General features: G+C 63.8%; 16 protein-coding genes and 2 pseudogenes. 12 read left to right on the top strand and 6 right to left on the bottom strand.

Translation table 11 applies throughout. The annotated features are described in order from the left end of the window. Positions 1 to 98 (top strand): IS3 family transposase (locus tag AC0GNR_RS18340; RefSeq protein ID WP_472902268.1); only part of this gene is annotated, 98 nt, incomplete at its 5' end. A gap of 67 nt (positions 99 to 165) precedes the next feature. Next, positions 166 to 690: a hypothetical protein gene (locus AC0GNR_RS18345; RefSeq protein WP_472902261.1), complete on the top strand. Its 525-nt coding sequence runs from the start codon at positions 166 to 168 to the stop codon at positions 688 to 690. Between the two features lie 544 nt (positions 691 to 1,234). On the opposite strand, the gene AC0GNR_RS18350 is transcribed toward AC0GNR_RS18345, so the two are convergent. The 5 genes and pseudogenes from AC0GNR_RS18350 to AC0GNR_RS18370 all read right to left on the bottom strand — a co-directional run bounded on the left by AC0GNR_RS18350 (position 1,235) and on the right by AC0GNR_RS18370 (position 5,444). Then, entirely contained in the window at positions 1,235 to 1,582 is a 348-nt protein-coding gene (locus AC0GNR_RS18350) for a c-type cytochrome (RefSeq protein WP_472902269.1), read from the bottom strand. Between the two features lie 598 nt (positions 1,583 to 2,180). Further along, positions 2,181 to 2,651 (bottom strand): annotated as a pseudogene (locus AC0GNR_RS18355) (hypothetical protein); the annotation flags it as partial. Continuing rightward, the gene (locus AC0GNR_RS18360) at positions 2,615 to 3,352 is read right to left on the bottom strand and encodes a c-type cytochrome (protein ID WP_472902262.1); all 738 of its coding nucleotides are present in this window, start codon (positions 3,350 to 3,352) and stop codon (positions 2,615 to 2,617) included. The pseudogene AC0GNR_RS18355 and the gene AC0GNR_RS18360, both read right to left, overlap by 37 nt. 17 nt (positions 3,353 to 3,369) lie before the next feature. Next, on the bottom strand, positions 3,370 to 4,782 hold the full coding sequence (ccoG, locus tag AC0GNR_RS18365) for a cytochrome c oxidase accessory protein CcoG (protein WP_472902263.1): 1,413 nt from the start codon (positions 4,780 to 4,782) through the stop codon (positions 3,370 to 3,372). Between the two features lie 8 nt (positions 4,783 to 4,790). Further along, a complete protein-coding gene (locus AC0GNR_RS18370; protein WP_472902264.1) occupies positions 4,791 to 5,444 on the bottom strand; it encodes an acyl-CoA dehydrogenase family protein in 654 nt (217 codons plus the stop codon). Positions 5,445 to 5,606: 162 nt separating this feature from the next. On the opposite strand from AC0GNR_RS18370, the gene AC0GNR_RS18375 reads away from it, so the two are divergent. The 3 genes from AC0GNR_RS18375 (at position 5,607) to AC0GNR_RS18385 (ending at position 8,193) form a co-directional block, all read left to right on the top strand. Next, positions 5,607 to 6,026 carry a CidA/LrgA family protein gene (locus tag AC0GNR_RS18375; RefSeq protein WP_472902265.1) on the top strand — a complete coding sequence of 140 codons (420 nt, stop codon included), beginning with the start codon at positions 5,607 to 5,609 and terminating at the stop codon, positions 6,024 to 6,026. Next, complete coding sequence (locus tag AC0GNR_RS18380; RefSeq protein WP_472902266.1) at positions 6,023 to 6,694, top strand: LrgB family protein; 672 nt, start codon at positions 6,023 to 6,025, stop codon at positions 6,692 to 6,694. The genes AC0GNR_RS18375 and AC0GNR_RS18380 overlap by 4 nt, the downstream gene beginning before the upstream one ends. 74 nt (positions 6,695 to 6,768) lie before the next feature. Further along, positions 6,769 to 8,193 (top strand): aminotransferase-like domain-containing protein, encoded by a 1,425-nt coding sequence (locus AC0GNR_RS18385; protein WP_472902270.1) that lies wholly within the window; start codon positions 6,769 to 6,771, stop codon positions 8,191 to 8,193. Positions 8,194 to 8,435: 242 nt separating this feature from the next. Here AC0GNR_RS18385 and AC0GNR_RS18390 read toward each other — a convergent pair whose 3' ends face one another. Next, a complete protein-coding gene (locus AC0GNR_RS18390; protein ID WP_472902267.1) occupies positions 8,436 to 9,533 on the bottom strand; it encodes a DNA-binding protein in 1,098 nt (365 codons plus the stop codon). Between the two features lie 264 nt (positions 9,534 to 9,797). On the opposite strand from AC0GNR_RS18390, the gene AC0GNR_RS18395 reads away from it, so the two are divergent. The 7 genes and pseudogenes from AC0GNR_RS18395 (at position 9,798) to AC0GNR_RS18425 (ending at position 14,623) form a co-directional block, all read left to right on the top strand. Beyond that, positions 9,798 to 10,400 carry a glycine zipper 2TM domain-containing protein gene (locus AC0GNR_RS18395; protein WP_300651069.1) on the top strand — a complete coding sequence of 201 codons (603 nt, stop codon included), beginning with the start codon at positions 9,798 to 9,800 and terminating at the stop codon, positions 10,398 to 10,400. Continuing rightward, a complete protein-coding gene (locus AC0GNR_RS18400) occupies positions 10,397 to 10,633 on the top strand; it encodes a PepSY domain-containing protein (protein WP_300651067.1) in 237 nt (78 codons plus the stop codon). Before AC0GNR_RS18395 ends, AC0GNR_RS18400 begins: the two co-directional genes overlap by 4 nt. A 32-nt stretch (positions 10,634 to 10,665) precedes the next feature. Beyond that, a complete protein-coding gene (locus AC0GNR_RS18405) occupies positions 10,666 to 11,040 on the top strand; it encodes a response regulator (protein ID WP_472890440.1) in 375 nt (124 codons plus the stop codon). Further along, entirely contained in the window at positions 11,034 to 11,330 is a 297-nt protein-coding gene (locus AC0GNR_RS18410) for a winged helix-turn-helix domain-containing protein (RefSeq protein WP_472890439.1), read from the top strand. Before AC0GNR_RS18405 ends, AC0GNR_RS18410 begins: the two co-directional genes overlap by 7 nt. Continuing rightward, the gene (locus AC0GNR_RS18415) at positions 11,327 to 12,658 is read left to right on the top strand and encodes an ATP-binding protein (RefSeq protein ID WP_300651063.1); all 1,332 of its coding nucleotides are present in this window, start codon (positions 11,327 to 11,329) and stop codon (positions 12,656 to 12,658) included. The genes AC0GNR_RS18410 and AC0GNR_RS18415 overlap by 4 nt, the downstream gene beginning before the upstream one ends. A 280-nt stretch (positions 12,659 to 12,938) precedes the next feature. After that, positions 12,939 to 13,130, top strand: a pseudogene (locus AC0GNR_RS18420) (anti-sigma factor); the annotation flags it as partial. Positions 13,131 to 13,297: 167 nt separating this feature from the next. Next, a complete protein-coding gene (locus AC0GNR_RS18425; RefSeq protein WP_472899619.1) occupies positions 13,298 to 14,623 on the top strand; it encodes an IS1182 family transposase in 1,326 nt (441 codons plus the stop codon). Positions 14,624 to 14,774: the final 151 nt, after the last annotated feature.

The raw sequence follows: 14,774 nt of genomic DNA on the forward strand, positions 1-14,774 counted from the left end.
ACGAGTACATCCTCTGGTACAACGAAAAACGGATCAAGATGTCGTTGGGTTCCCTCAGCCCCATCGAGTACCGCGAAAGTCTGGGCTTAATCAACTGAAACCAGTCCAAGAATTACGCTGCACCCCCGGTGGGTCAGTTGTACTGATGAATCAACATACGGTGCCATGGAGGATGTTGCCCGCAAGGTCGGAGAACAATGGAAGAAGACCCACCTCGAGCAGCGCTGCATCGAAGCCTATGCCGGGTCAGCAGGGCTCCCTGTTGCAGACACCGTCTGGACCTTGCGGACAGACAAGGCCAACAACTTGCTACTGACGAGGCTGCAGGCTGCCAAGAAGGCCGGCGAGTCAGGCGGGGGCGAAGCTTATCGCGCGCTAGCCCAAGGCATCTGTAGCGACTTCCGCAAGCTGCTGGAGCGCACCGTCGAAGACGACCTGCTGAACGAGGTTGTCAAACGTCATCGGCGCAGCGTCACGACAGAAAACAGGCTTCCAGCGTTGTGCGCCATAGAGCCGTCCGACTGCGCGACCATCGACCACCTGATGACCAAGTACTCCTTTTATGAGCACAGCCAGTCGATGGAGGTTCCGGCCTTCATCCCCGAGGAAGCGGAGCTCCGGCAGGACATCGAGGAGTTAAAGGGCTGGCGGATCGACTTTGGGGGACGCTGCAAGGCTGCACTTGGCTAGAGAACGAATCAGGTAGCTTCACTCACGTAGAGCTGCATTGCTGAGGGCAGCAATGCAGCGGTTGCAGCTGGCCGCGAACGCACCGTGAACTCACGCTTTGTGCCTTTGAGCCGCCGTACAAGAGAGATGGGGTCTCGCATGCACAATGACCGGTTTCAAGGGCCTTGCCGACTTTGGGGTACGCCGCTGCGGAACTTCATCTTGAACGACAGCCAAGCGCGAGCAGGTGCTATTGACCCATCGAAGCCGGTCGACTTTGAGGCCCAAAGCGGCCACCGTTCTGCTGCTGGGTCAAGGTATTCGCGGCCCAGGGTTAGCCTGTGTCGCCGATGCCATTGCAAGAGCACCGACATGTCAGCGCCAACCAGCGCCTCCCGGTATGCAAATGAGTCACAGGGACGGGGCAGTCTTATTTCCAGATAAGACCACCATGACGTAGAAGTTCCGGCATGATTTCTGTCAGTGGGGAACGGGGTGATGTCATGAAAAGGAGCCGGTCAACCGTTGCCTACGCTCGCATGGTGCAACATCTGGAAAGCGTTCGTCATCGTGTTGAAGACTCACGAAGTTGCTGTACGTCAAGTGCGGAGGCGGGCCCTGCTCCCTGGCCCCAGGTGATGCGAATATAGGACAACAAGTCGGCCAGTTCGCTGTTGTTGAGTTCCATGACAAAAGGCGGCATGCCAAAAGCGCGCGGGTTCGTCTGTGTGCTGGGCGCGAAGCCACCGTGGAGCACCGTCTGGATCAAGTTTGCAGGGGAACTTTGGCGGACTGTGGCATTGCCGATCAGGGGCGGATAGGCCCAGGTGCCGTCGGCCAGTTTCACGCCGTCTCCTTTTTCCTTGTGGCAAGCGGCGCACTGTTGCTTGTAAAGCTGAGCGCCACGGGCCACGGAGATGCCGTTGCCTGAGTCGCTGTGGGGGGGTGGGGAGCACCGTGTGGCGAGGTAGCTGCTTCAAGTAGGTGGCCATGGCGAGCAGGTCGTCTTCGCGCCAATGCTGTGTGCTGTGTTGAACCACTTCGGCCATCGGACCGGTAACGAAATGATCGCGGCTCCGACCGTTTTGAAACAGGGCGACGATGTCGGCCAACGGCCAGTCCTGCACGCCCGCTTCGGCGGGATCCAGCAGTGAGGGTGCGTACCAGTTCTGGGTCGGGATCATGCCGCCGGACAGCCCCAGCATGTCGCTGCTGCCCCCCAAGGCGTTGCGCGGCACATGGCAGGCGCTGCAGTGGGCGGGGCCGTTGACCAGATAGGCTCCGCGCAGCAGGGCGCTGGATAAACCGCCGTCAGCGGTGTCAGCGAGTTCGGTGGGGGGTTGTGTGACATCGCTTGGCCGGAAGTAAAGCGTGCGCCACACGCGAAGGGCGGCCTGGGTGTTGAATGGCCAGCGCACCTCGCTCGGCACGTTGGGGATTTCTGCGGCGGGCAGGCTGCGGAGGTAGGCGAACAGGGCGTCGCTGTCTGAGCGAGTGATGTGTGTGGTGTTGGTGTAGGGGAAGGCGGGGTTGAGCCAGCGCCCATCGGGCGCTTGGCCATGGTGAAGCGCGCGCCAAAAATCGGCCGAAGTCCATGTGCCCAAACCTGATGGGCTGGGGGTGAGGTTGCTGCCGTAAACGGTACCGAAAGGCGTCGCAATGCCTTGGCCTCCCGCGAAGGGCTTCCCTCCGCGCTGGGTGTGGCAGGCCTGGCAATTGCCGAGCACACTGAGGTATCGCCCGCGTTCGATGGTGGTCGTGTCATTGATCAGCCCGGCAATGGCTGGATCGCGAACTGGCGTGGGGGTGGCTGGCCAGGACAGCCAGGCAATCAAGCTGGCCAGGGCGGCCAATGCCAAAAGCCCAGCAGCTGCCAGCCTGCGGGTTCGGCGCGCAGGCTGTTGGGCGATGGCTTGTGTTGTTGAAGCTTGGGTTGTCGGTGTGTTCATGGCCGCTCCTGTGCCTGGGCATGGCTGCCGCATTTGAGCGGTGGTGTGGTGGCGGATTGCGTGGGGGTGCGCGTGTTGGCTGGCCAGGGTTGGCTGGACAGCCAGGTGCTGACGGAAGCGATGTCTTCGGGTTTCATGCGCCGGGCGATGTCGGCCATGCAATCTGGCTGTGCACCGCGCCGTGCGCCGGTTCTCCAGGCCCCCATCTGTGCGTTGATGTAGTCGCGCGGAAGGCCCAACAAGCCTGGCGTGGCCGGCGTCGTACCGGTCAGTTGGGCGCCATGGCAGGCCGCGCAGGCAGGCAATTGCCGGCTTGCGTCGCCCTGCATGGCAAGGCGTTCGCCGCGCCGCATTGTTTCAACGGAGGCGGTGCTGGGAACGGGTGGTGAATAGGGGACATCCAGCGCAGAGAAAAAGCGGGAGATCTCCCACAGGTAGTCATCGCTCAGCGGGTCGACCATTTTTGTCATCAGGTCGTAGCGGCGCTCTCCGCGCTGGAAGTGCTTCATCTGGTTGTAGAGGTAGCCGGCAGGTTTGCCCGCAATGCGGGGGTAGTAACCATCGGGTGCGGCGCGGCCCTGGTCGCCGTGGCACTGGGTACAAGCCTTCAGGCGCTGGCCAAGGGTGTCTTCGAACGTTGGCCCGTCTGCAGCAACCGCCGCACCGAGGCAGACGACGCACAAGAGAATGCCGGTTAGCAGCGCTCGGCTGCGCTGTGGGTGGTTTGTTTGCATGGTTGGAATGGGTGGGTTCAACGCGGCACCATGAAGGTTGATGCTGTCTCGGCGCGGTCGTTGCTGAGGCCGTCTGCTTCGGCGATGCCCAGGCGGATCGGGATGATTTGCCCTGCCATACCCAGTGCCTGCTCGGCAGCCAGATGCACGGTCACGGTTTGTGTGTGGGCGGCCGCGGGGTCAAGGTGCACGCGCGTGGGGCTGGACAGGCGAAGGCCATCGGCGCCGTTGACGTTCACCCACACGTCGCGTGCTTTTTCGCTGGCATTCATCAGTTGCAGCCGGTAGACGTTTTCGGCCGCGCCGTTTTCCACTTGCCGTGCGAGAACGGCACGGTCGCGAACAGCGTTCAGACGCAAAGTAGGGCGGGTGAGAAAGCTGGATGCCATGACGGCCGTGAGGGCGATCAGCAAGCCGCCGTACACCAGCACCCTGCGCCGTCCCAGATGGTCTCGCAGCCTCATGGCCGTTGTGTCAGGGTTGGCCAGCTCGCGTTCGGACGCCATGCGGATCAGCCCGCGCGGTGAGCGCAGCTTGTCCATGACTTGGTTGCAGGCGTCGATGCACAGGCCGCAACTGATGCAGGCCGCTTGCAGGCCCTGGCGGATGTCAATACCAACCGGGCACACCTGCACACACAGCGTGCAGTCCACGCACGCGCCGCTGCCGCGCAGCACGGGGTCACTGCCTCGCGGGCGAGGTGCACGAGGCTCGCCTCGGCGCTCATCGTAGGCCACGTACAGGGTATTGGCGTCCATCATGGAGCCCTGGAAACGGCCATATGGACACATGTGTTGGCACACTTTCTCGCGCAGAAAGCCCGCGTTGCCATAGGTGGCCAAGCCGTAAAAGCCGATCCAAAAAGCTTCCCAGGGCCCGAGGCCGAAGGGCACCGCGGTAGCCAGTTCCCGGATGGGCGTGAAGTAGCCGACCAGGGTGAAACCTGTCCACAGGCTGAGCACGAACCAGCCCAGGTGCTTACCGCCTCGGCGCGCGAGCTTGTGCGCATTCCATGGGCTGTTGTCCAGCCGCAGGCGGGCTTGCCGGTCGCCCTCCAGCCGGTGCTCGATCCACTGAAACAGCTCGGTGTAAACCGTTTGGGGGCAGGTAAAACCACACCATAGGCGCCCGGCCAAGGTGGTTACGAAGAACAGCAGCATGGCGCTGATCACCAGCAGGCCGGCCAGGTAGATCAGGTCTTGCGGGTACAACACCGCACCAAACAGGAAGAATCGGTCTGCCTGCAGGTCAAACAACAGTGCCTGGCGGCCGTTCAGCTGGAGCCAGGGCAGTCCGTAGTAGCCGAGCTGCGTGAGCCACACCATGGCCCAGCGCCAACGGGTGAAGCGGCCTGTGATCGAGCGGGCCTGGATCTTTACGTCTGCCGCAACGTTGGGGGCAGGAACGATGGGAATGATACGTGTGGACATGGCGGGTTTCAGTAGGTCAAGGCCGAGAGGCGGGGGCGGCAGGAACCCAGGGCAAAGGCCAGCGGCAGGAGGCGCTCGGTCAAGTCGGCATCGCCCAGCCATTCGTCTACGCGGAAATACACATTGCGCAGGCGCAGGGTGCCCAGATCAGAGGCGTGGTTATCGCTGGCGGGGTGCACGGAGAGGCCGTCTTCTTCGCTGCGCAGAAAAATCCAGCCTTTCGAAGACCCCAGGCACACCGGTGCCACCAGCGAGAATCCCTCCCATGGCAGATTGGGAACGCCGTCAAAGCGGCCGCTGAGCAACCAGCCGCGTCCGGTGTCTTCAGCGGTCAGCGGCGGTGCTCCAATGGGCAGCGTTCCCGCACGGTGGCCGCTGAACAACTCGGGCAACCAGAGTTCGCGCAGACCCACGTTGGGCGACTGCACCAGGGCCTCGATGGCCAGGCGCTGGGCCCACAACACCGTTGCTGCTTCGGTGTCTTGGCGCTTCAGCACTTGTGCGGCCTGCGAGAGATCGTCCAGGCTGCCGCCGTTGCCACCGCATGAGGTCGGCACTGCGCAACGGAGCAGGCCTGTGGCCACCACGCGCTGCAAAGCGGTGGGTGGGGCAAGCGGGCTGGCGACTGTGGAGGCAGGGCTTTGGGTGGTATCAATCGACATGGCCTTTATGGTGGCTGTGGCGCATCTGATCGCATAGATTCAGATGAAGAGAAATACCACCAGATCAGATGACGTTGAAACGCGCATCTGATCCGCTGCAATGGCCAAAAATGTCCGTTTCTGCACCGGATCAGAAGGGCGGTGTTGCACGACACTGGGTGGATGCCCGATACCGACCCCAACACGCCAAACGACACCCCCTCCCGACGGAAACGCTTGCTGGTTCGATCTGCCAAGGCCTTGCTCGCTGCGGCGGGTTTGATCTGCCTGCAATGGTTGGGCGATGCGGTGGTGGCGCAGACCGGCTGGCCGGTGCCTGGGGCGCTGGTGGGCCTGCTGCTGTTGCTGGGTGGGCTGGTGGTGTGGGGCCGGGTGCCGCCGGCACTGGACGATGTCAGCACGCCGCTGCTGCGCCATTTGATGTTGCTGCTGATCCCCTCGGTGGCCGCCGTGGGGCTCTACGCAGGACTGGTGGTGCAACATGCGGCGGTGTTTCTGCTGGTGAGCACCGTGGTGACCGTGCTGACCCTGGGCCTGACGGCCTATTCCCTCCAGCGGCTGACCAAGCGAGAGGCCGAATGATGCTCTGGTCGGCCGTCACCTTGGGCGCTTACTTGGTGGCGATTGGGCTCTACCGCCGCAGCGGCCACCACCAGCTGTGCCTGCCGGTGCTCACCGGCACGGCCTTGGTGCTCGTGGCGCTGGCGTTGACTGGAATCGACTACCCGGTGTACGCCGAGGCCACCCGTGTGCTGCGTTGGTTGACGGGGCCGGCCATCATCGCCTTGGCAGTGCCCCTGTACAGCCAGGCGGCCTTGCTGCGCCGGCTGGCTGTGCCGCTACTCGTGGCGCTGGTCGTGGGGTGTGTGGTGTCCGTGCTCGGCACCCTGGGTCTGTGTGCGTTGATGGGCACGCCATGGCCCTTCGCGCTGTCGCTGGCGCCCAAGGCGGCCACCATGCCCATGGCCATGCTGGCCGCTGATCGCGCTGGTGGCATCCCCGCTGTGGCCGCGATGGCGGTGGTGGCCAGCGGAGTGCTGGGCACCTTGCTGTCTGGCCCCGTGTTCCGTTGGCTGGGTGTGGAGGATGAGCGCGTTCGCAGCTTCACGCTGGGTCTGGTGGCGCACGCCATCGGGGTGGCCAGGGTGCTGCAGACCCACCCCGAGCATGTGGCCTTCGCCGCGCTGGCGATGGGACTCAATGGGGTGGGCACGGCGCTGGTTCTGGCCGGCCTGTCACATGGACTTTGAGCAAGCCATGGCCCATCTGCGCGGTACGATGGTCTGAAATTTGGAAATCAACCGAACAGATGAATGGCGTGCGCCTGACCCGATACCAACAACTGGCCGACGACATGGCCGATGCGATTCGCGCTGGTCTGCTGCGCCCGGGCGAACGCCTGCCTTCGGTGCGCACCACTTGCGAACAGCGCCACGTGAGCCCCTCCACCGTGTTCCAGGCCTATGGCCAGCTGGAGTCGCTGGGCTTGATCGAGGCGCGTGCCCGCTCGGGCTACTTCGTGCTGGCCACCCGCCGCCCGTTGCGCGCGGGCCCTGAGACGGCCTTGCCGCGCCAGGAAGCCACGCCGGTGGCGGTCAGCGAGCTGGTGTTCGATTTGCTGGGCACCACGCGCGATGCCGATGTGGTGCCGCTCGGCTCGGCTTTCCCTGCTGCCCACTTGTTTCCGTTTGACGAACTCGCACGCAGTGGTGCCCGCGCCATGCGCCGCTTGAGAGCCAGCCAGATCACCGGCGCACTCACGGCGGGTGACGATGGTTTGCGCCAGGCGCTGCGACGGCGCTATGCCTTGCAGGGCATGGCCCTGGCGAACAACGAACTCATCATCACCAACGGGGCTATGGAGGCGCTCAACCTCTGTCTGCAGGCGGTCACCCAGCCCGGCGATGTGGTGGTGGTGGAGTCGCCCACGTTCTATGCCGCACTGCAGGCACTTGAACGCCTGCATCTGCGGGCGGTGGAGGTGGCGACCGACCCCATAGAGGGCGTGGACCTGGCTGCGCTGGCCGAGTTGCTGGCGCGCCAAAAAGTGGCGGCCTGCTGGTTCATGCCCAGCCTTCAAAACCCGCTGGGCGCGCTCATGCCGGTGGCGCGGCGACAGGCCATGGTGGAACTGCTGGCGCAACACGGTGTACCGCTCATCGAAGACGATGTGTACGGCGAATTGCACGCAGGCACTCGCCGCCCGCCCCCGGCCAAGGCTTTTGACAAGCAAGGGGGCGTACTGCACTGCTCCTCGTTTTCGAAATGCCTCGCGCCAGGCTACCGCGTGGGCTGGGCGGCGGCCGGGCGATACGCGGCGCAGGTGGAGCGGCTGAAAATGATGACCTCTTTGGCCACCGCGATCCCGTCACAACTTGCCTTGGCGGACTACTTGGCACAAGGTGGCTACGACAGGCACCTGCGCCGGTTGCGTGAGGCGCTGGCCGCTCAACGGTTGCATGCGTTGAAATTGGTGGAGCGCCATTTTCCGGCGGGCACCCGCGTCACCCGCCCTGAAGGCGGTTACTTTCTCTGGCTGGAGCTGCCGCCCGAGGTGGATGCGTTGGCCCTGCACCAGCGGGCAAAGGCCTGTTCCATCAGCACAGCCCCTGGTGTGCTGTTCTCGGCCGACCACCGCTTCACCCACCACCTGCGCATCAACGTGGGCCATCCCGGCGATGCCCGTTTTGACGGGGCGATCAAGCTGCTGGGCAAGCTTGCAGTCGATTTGCAGATGAAACCCAATTGACATTTCACCTTGAGGTTTCTTCTGCTTCATGGAGCGCACGCACTTCGCTAGACCGTTTTCACCTTCCGATCTGCTTAGCCCCAATCCAGAGACCGGTGTGGGTGTCCCTGCGGTCGACCGGGGTCAGTTTCAGGAGTGACCGGTTTCGGCAGTAGCGAACGTTCGCGCCTCGATTTCAAATGTCTGCAGTCAGCCTTGTGGAGGGTCGGCAGGGATTCATGTAAAAGCCCGCAGAAACAGGCTTAACTCCCTGTCCCCGTTGGTTTTTTCGACTCCCTCTTCCCTGGTCGAGCGCCCCCCTCAGCCGGGCTCGCAACCACATCAGGACCAATCGCCGGCGCACTGAGGCGCTCCAGCATGCTGGCCACGACTTGCTCCTGGGCAGTGACGGATGACCTAGCCGTCGCCAGCGCCAGTTCCAACTGCTGCTTCGCGGTGAGCAGTTCATCGAGCTTGGCCTGCAGCTGCGCATTCGAGGTGCTGAGCTGCTGGACGGCACTGTCCTGCTCGACCAAGCGCCGGCCCAATTCCTCGGTGCGCCGTTGCGCAAACCCCAGTTCCTCCTTGAGCGGCCGCAGGCCTCGCACTTCTTCCTGGGCCTGGTGCAGATCGCCCTGGGCGCGCGACAAGTCGCCCAGCAGGCGCGCGTTGTCCTGAAGCGTGTGAACGGCTTCCTGCTGCTTGGTGGCCAAGGTCTCATTCACGGTGCGCAACTCGGCCTGCAGGTACTGCACCTGCTGCTCGTGCTTACGCTGGTCCTGGTCGCGCTGCTCCTTGGTGGACTCCCGGAAATGCTCCAGCGCCTGGCGGGCATGCTGGTGCTTTTCTTCCAGCGATTGGCGATGGCGTTCTTCGGCCGCGACGCGCTCCTGCAGGTCAACCACCTGCTGGGCAAGCTGCGTGCATTCCAGGGTCTTGCTGCGCAGCGTTTCATTGGTTTTGCCGTGAGCGGTTTTTTCATCGGCCAGCGAGCGCTGTGTGTGTTCCAGCTGCTGGCGGGTGGACTGGGCCTCGGTTTTCAGGGCCGCGGCGGCTTGCTGCTGCTGCGCGAGTTGCTCGGCGTGCTTGTTCTGCGCCGTGGTGACCCGTTCTTCCGCTTCCTCGTTGACGCGGGCGGCCAGGCGGCCGACCAGGTCCTGGATCGCCTCGCTGACGGCCACCCGGGTGCCGGCGGCCCCGCCTTCATCTTCCTCGATCTCCTTTAAATAGCGGTGGATCGTGCTCTTGGAGCCGGTGCCCAACTCTTCGCGCACCGCATCGATGGACGGATGGCGCCCCGTGGCCAGCAATTTATCGCGGGCCCGCAGCACCTCAGACTTGTAGATTCCGGCTCGGGCCATGGCTCGTCCTCTTATTTCGTACTATGGTATGTACCATGATATTACATACTATTTATGAGGTAAATGGCTTTTAATTTTCCATAAAATTCACATTGGGTAATGGCAGATTATCCAACGTGATGCTGCATTCTCATTCGGACTGTAGAGAAGCTTTGCGGGGGTACCAGCGACTCTGGGTCGCGAGGAAATATTTATCAATTTCGTTCAGCTTCGGTTCACCCACTTCTTCCTAAGCTCCGTCTCACATCAACCAAGGAGCTTTCCATGAAACGTACTTCCATTCTTTGTCTGACCACGTTGCTGGCGGCGGGCGTCCAAGCCCAGACCTTCAACGACACTGCCCGCGTGCGCAACGTCGAACCGCGGTACGAGAACATCTCCGTGCCGCGCAACGAGTGCACCAGCCAGTGGGTGACCGAGCAGCAACCCGTGGCGGCTTCGCGCAATTACGGGGGGCTGGCGGTTGGCGGTGTGGCCGGCGCCTTGCTCGGCAACCAGGTTGGCAAGGGCCGCGGCCGAGACGCCGCCACCGCGCTCGGTGCCGTGGTCGGCGCGCTGGCAGCCGAGCACTTTGCCAACCAGAACAACTGGGGTGGTGGCTACCAGCAGGCATCCCAGCCGCAGCAGCGCCAGGTGCAGAACTGCCGCACTGTCAACGACGTGCAGTCCCGCCTCACGGGTTACCAAGTCGAATACGAGTACCGCGGCCAGGTCTACAGCACGGTGACCCGCGAGAACCCAGGCCGCACCTTGCCGATTCGCGTTTCATTCACTCCGATTGAGAGCGAGTACCAGGGTGGACGCCAATACCAGGGCAGGCGTGATGAACGTGGCGGACGCGAATACCTTGATACTTACAACCGATGAACACATTTGCCAAACTACTCTGCGCCACCCTGCTGCTGGCATCCAACCTGGCCTGGGCCGATCTGAGCCGCGACGACGCGGCTGCAGTGGCCCAGCGGGCCAGTGGCGGCCGCGTGCTGTCCGTTGAGAAGCTCGAGTCTTCGGGCCAGCCGGTATGGCGCATCAAGGTGGTTACGCCGGCTGGTGAGGTCCGCGTGATCCAGATTGACGTCGTCACTGGCCAGACCCGCTAAGGCCAACCTGCTGCAGCTTCAGACCAATGCGCTTGTTACTGATCGAGGACGATGCCGCGCTACGGCTCACCTTGGCCCGCCAGCTGGAGGCCGATGACTACCGGGTCGACCAGGCCAAGGACGGCGAAGAGGGTCTGTTTCTGGCGCGCGAGTACCCGGTCGATCTTGTCATCGTTGACCTGGGGTTGCCCAAGCTGAACGGGCTGAGCATCGTGCAGCGCCTGCGGCAAGCCGGAAGCGCCCTGCCCATTCTGATCCTCACCGCGCGCGGCAGCTGGCAAGACAAAGTGGTGGGCCTGGAAGCCGGGCCGACGACTACCTGGTCAAGCCTTTCGAATACCCGGAGCTGGCGGCGCGGCTCAAGGCCTTGCTGCGGCGCTCGCTGGGGGCCCCCACTGACATGCTGACGCTTGGCCCCCTCAGCATCGACCCGTCGGCGCAGGCGGTGCGGCTCAGCGGCGCGGTGCTGGAGCTCACAGCGTTCGAGTACCGCCTGCTCGAGCACCTGGTGCGCCAGCGCCCGGCCATCGTCACCAGGCAGGCGCTGTCGGACTACCTGTACCCGCACGGGGAAGACCGCGACAGCAACGTTCTGGAGGTGCTGGTGGGCCGCCTGCGGCGCAAGCTCGACCCCGACGGCAGCGTCGGCCCGATCGAGACCGTGCGGGGGCGGGGCTACCGGTTCACCCTCGAATGAAGGCCGGCTACTCCATTCGTACCCGCCTGCTTCTGGGTGCTGCGGTGGTACTGCTGGCATTTATGGCCGGCGCGGGGCTGGCGGTGCAGCGTGCGAATACCGAAAGCGTGCAGGCGGCCTATTTCGGCCGGCTGCAGAGCACCATCTACCTGCTGCTGGCCGCTGCCGAACTCGATGCTGGCGGAGCGCTGGTGATGCCGCCAGAGTTTGCGGAGCCGCGCCTGTCGCTTCCGGGTTCCGGCCTGTACGCGGGCATATACAACGTGCTGCGCAGGGATCAGTGGCAGTCGGCCTCGACCCTGGGCCTGCAGCCACCGTTCCGGCGCAGCCAGCAACCCGGTCAATGGCGCAACGAGACGGTGGATGGGGCCGGCAAGTCCTTCCTGTCGGTCAGCTATGCCGTCACCTGGAAGGCCTCCGAGCGTGAGGCACCGCTGGTGCTCACGGTGCTGGAGGACCGCGCGGCCTTCGACCGCGAAGTCGGTGCCTTCACCCGCACCCTTTGGCTCTGGCTGGGGGGTGCTGCCGTGCTGCTGTTGCTGGCGCAGCTGTGGCTGTTGCGGTGGGGCCTGGCGCCGCTGCGGCACGTGGCCAGCGAGATCCGGCGTATCGAAGATGGCGGGCAATCGCGCATCGAGGGCCGCTACCCTACCGAAATCTCCAGCCTCACGGACAACCTGAACAACCTGATTGAGCAGGAGCGCAAGCGTCAGGCCCGACATCGCGACGCGCTGAGCTTTCTCGCTCACAGCCTGAAGACTCCGCTTGCTGTTCTGCGCAGCGCCATGGCCGAGCCGGCGCAACTGCCAGCCACCGTAGCCCAGCAGGTGAGCCGCATGGATGACATCGTGCAGCACCAGCTGGGGCGCGCCATCGCCGGGGGCGCCGCGCGTTTTGCGCCGCCACTTCTGGTGGCGCCAATCCTGGAGCGCATTCGCGACGCGCTGGCCAAGGTGTATGCCGAAAGGGCATTGGACTTCAGCGTCGAGTGCCCAGCCGACCTGACCTGGCGCATCGACGAGGGCGACTTGTTCGAGATGCTTGGGAACCTGCTGGACAACGGGGCCAAGTGGGCGCGCACCCAGGTCCTGGTGCGGATATGGCGTGAGCCGGGATCCTTGTGCATTCGCATCGAGGACGACGGCCCTGGATTCAGCGACACCGAGTCCATCCTGCAGCTGCACGTGCGGGGGGACGAGCGAATGCCCGGGCACGGCGTTGGGCTGGCAGTGGTGAGCGACCTGGTGGCCAGCCACCATGGGGAGCTGAAGCTTTCAGGTGGCTCATTGGGCGGCGGGCGGGTTGACATCGTGTTGCCGGTGCCTTGAAGTGGCCTGCTCCTCAGAAAAAGGTCAATGCGGGCTGCTATAGATAGCGGAGCGTCGGCCGGTCAGGCTGACCACTGCCCTGCGTCAAATCTGGGCCGCATTCCATTACAGGCTAAGTCAGAAAGCCTGCTGTCCCAATGCTTGGAATCTTCTCGAAGGCGGACGCGCTGGTCTCCCCAACCTGTTCAATGGGCTTTGCAGAACAGTGGCAGCTGGCAACACGGTCAATCCGTACTCAGGGCACCCACTCCCTTGAGAGCAGATCAACGAACTGCAGGCCAAGCTCTCGGCCACACCGCAGATCGAATACGTGGCCGTTCTCAACGACGACCAGGCCAGCGCCTCCATGCTGGTGACCTTCGACCCGAAGAACGGCAAGCTCACGCTGCAGCGCGTGGGTAGCTTCCAGGAAGCGAGCGAGAAGTCGCTGCAGCTCAGGGCTCTGCCGCCTTCAAGCGGTCCGCGCTCGCTGTAGTCGGCAAAGCTATGTTGTTTGCAGCCCGTGGCAGGCGAAGCGGCCGTCTAAGATTTCGTGCGAGGGCTCGGCATTCAAAAACAGCGCCAACATCCACATCTAGGGCGCTAGGAGCCTGCGCGGCAGAAGCGCCATGAGGTCCGAATGCTTGGTAAATTGTGGGCATGGCCGCAAGTTACCTCCCCTACGAACCGCAACAGCAGCGACTGCTGCCTGACGCACTGCAAGACTGGCTGCCCGAAGGGCATCTGGCGTACTTCATCAGCGACAGCGTCGACAGCCTGGACCTGAGGGCGTTTCACGCCCGTTACGACAAGGGCGGCCCACGCAACCAACCGTTTCACCCGGCCATGATGATCAAGGTCTTGATCTATGGCTACGCCACGGGCACCTTCAGCTCGCGCAAGCTGGCGGCCAAACTGCATGAAGACGTGGCGCTGCGGGTGCTGGCCGCAGAGAACTACCCGGCGCACCGCACGCTCTCGGACTTTCGGGCACTGCACCTGCAAGAGCTCTCGGCCTTGTTCGTTCAGGTCGTTCGCCTGGCGCGCGAGTGCGGCCTGGTCAAACTGGGCACCGTGGCGGTGGACGGCACCAAGCTCAAGGCCAATGCGAGCCGTCACAAGGCCATGAGCTACGAGCGCATGCTCAAGGCCGAGGCCGAACTCAAAGCGCAGATTGACGGGCTGCTCAACAGAGCTAAGGCGGCCGACGACCTGGAAAAGAACGAACCCGACATCGACATCCCCAGCGAGATCAAACGCAGAGCCGATCGGCTGGCCGCGATCACGGCGGCCAAGCTGCGGCTGGAACAACGCCAGCGAGAAGCCGATGCAGCCCGCGGGCGCAGCCAGAACGATCAGCGCAAACCCCGGGACAAGGACGGCAAACCCAAGGGCGGGCGCTACAAGCGCGACTTCGGCGTGCCCAAAGACAGCGCCCAGGAGAGCTTCACCGACACGGACAGCCGGATCATGAAGCGTGCCGGTGGGGGCTATGACTACAGCTACAACGCGCACACGGCGGTGGACGAGAGCGCGCAGATCGTGGTGGCGGCCGAGCTGAGCAACAACGCCACCGACAGCGACCGCCTGCCCGTGTTGCTGGCGGCGGTGAAAGCCAACCTGTGCGAAGACGCCAGGCAGGTGCTGGCTGATGCGGGGTTCCGCTCGGAGTCGGTGTTCGAGCAGATCAAGGACAGTCCGAGCGAGTTGATCGTGGCGCTGGGGCGCGAGGGCAAGCAGGCGCTGGAGATTGACGCCCGGAAGTACCCGCGCAGCGCGGCGATGGATGCCAAGTTGAAGACACCCGAGGGCAAGGCGGCCTACCGCAAGAGGAAGTGGATCGTGGAGGCGCCCAACGGCTGGATCAAGAGCGTGCTGGGGTTCAGACAGTTCAGCCTGCGCGGACTGGACAAGGTCAAGGCCGAGTTCAAGCTCGTGTGTCTGGCGCTGAACTTGAGACGGATGTGCAGTTTGCGCGGCATTTGAGGGAAAACGGGGCATCTCGGGGCGCGAAACGGGGCGTTCAGACCTGACCAAGGCCGCCGTAAGGACCACGCCAAACAACGGAAGCGATCAAATCGCCCGAGGCACCGCGCAGCGGTCCTCAAATCAGTACGCGAAACGTTCTGCCGCGCAG

This window comes from Hydrogenophaga sp. LT287 (assembly GCF_055702805.1).

What these genes read in the sequence shown, in the direction of transcription:
- AC0GNR_RS18375 (WP_472902265.1), top strand. Translation starts at nt 5,607, where the DNA reads ATGCCCGATACCGACCCCAACACGCCAAACGACACCCCCTCCCGACGG.
- AC0GNR_RS18425 (WP_472899619.1), top strand. Translation starts at nt 13,298, where the DNA reads ATGGCCGCAAGTTACCTCCCCTACGAACCGCAACAGCAGCGACTGCTG.
- AC0GNR_RS18360 (WP_472902262.1), bottom strand. Translation starts at nt 3,352, where the DNA reads ATGCAAACAAACCACCCACAGCGCAGCCGAGCGCTGCTAACCGGCATT.
- AC0GNR_RS18395 (WP_300651069.1), top strand. Translation starts at nt 9,798, where the DNA reads ATGAAACGTACTTCCATTCTTTGTCTGACCACGTTGCTGGCGGCGGGC.
- AC0GNR_RS18400 (WP_300651067.1), top strand. Translation starts at nt 10,397, where the DNA reads ATGAACACATTTGCCAAACTACTCTGCGCCACCCTGCTGCTGGCATCC.
- AC0GNR_RS18415 (WP_300651063.1), top strand. Translation starts at nt 11,327, where the DNA reads ATGAAGGCCGGCTACTCCATTCGTACCCGCCTGCTTCTGGGTGCTGCG.
- AC0GNR_RS18410 (WP_472890439.1), top strand. Translation starts at nt 11,034, where the DNA reads ATGCTGACGCTTGGCCCCCTCAGCATCGACCCGTCGGCGCAGGCGGTG.
- AC0GNR_RS18390 (WP_472902267.1), bottom strand. Translation starts at nt 9,533, where the DNA reads ATGGCCCGAGCCGGAATCTACAAGTCTGAGGTGCTGCGGGCCCGCGAT.
- ccoG (WP_472902263.1), bottom strand. Translation starts at nt 4,782, where the DNA reads ATGTCCACACGTATCATTCCCATCGTTCCTGCCCCCAACGTTGCGGCA.
- AC0GNR_RS18370 (WP_472902264.1), bottom strand. Translation starts at nt 5,444, where the DNA reads ATGTCGATTGATACCACCCAAAGCCCTGCCTCCACAGTCGCCAGCCCG.
- AC0GNR_RS18380 (WP_472902266.1), top strand. Translation starts at nt 6,023, where the DNA reads ATGATGCTCTGGTCGGCCGTCACCTTGGGCGCTTACTTGGTGGCGATT.
- AC0GNR_RS18345 (WP_472902261.1), top strand. Translation starts at nt 166, where the DNA reads ATGGAGGATGTTGCCCGCAAGGTCGGAGAACAATGGAAGAAGACCCAC.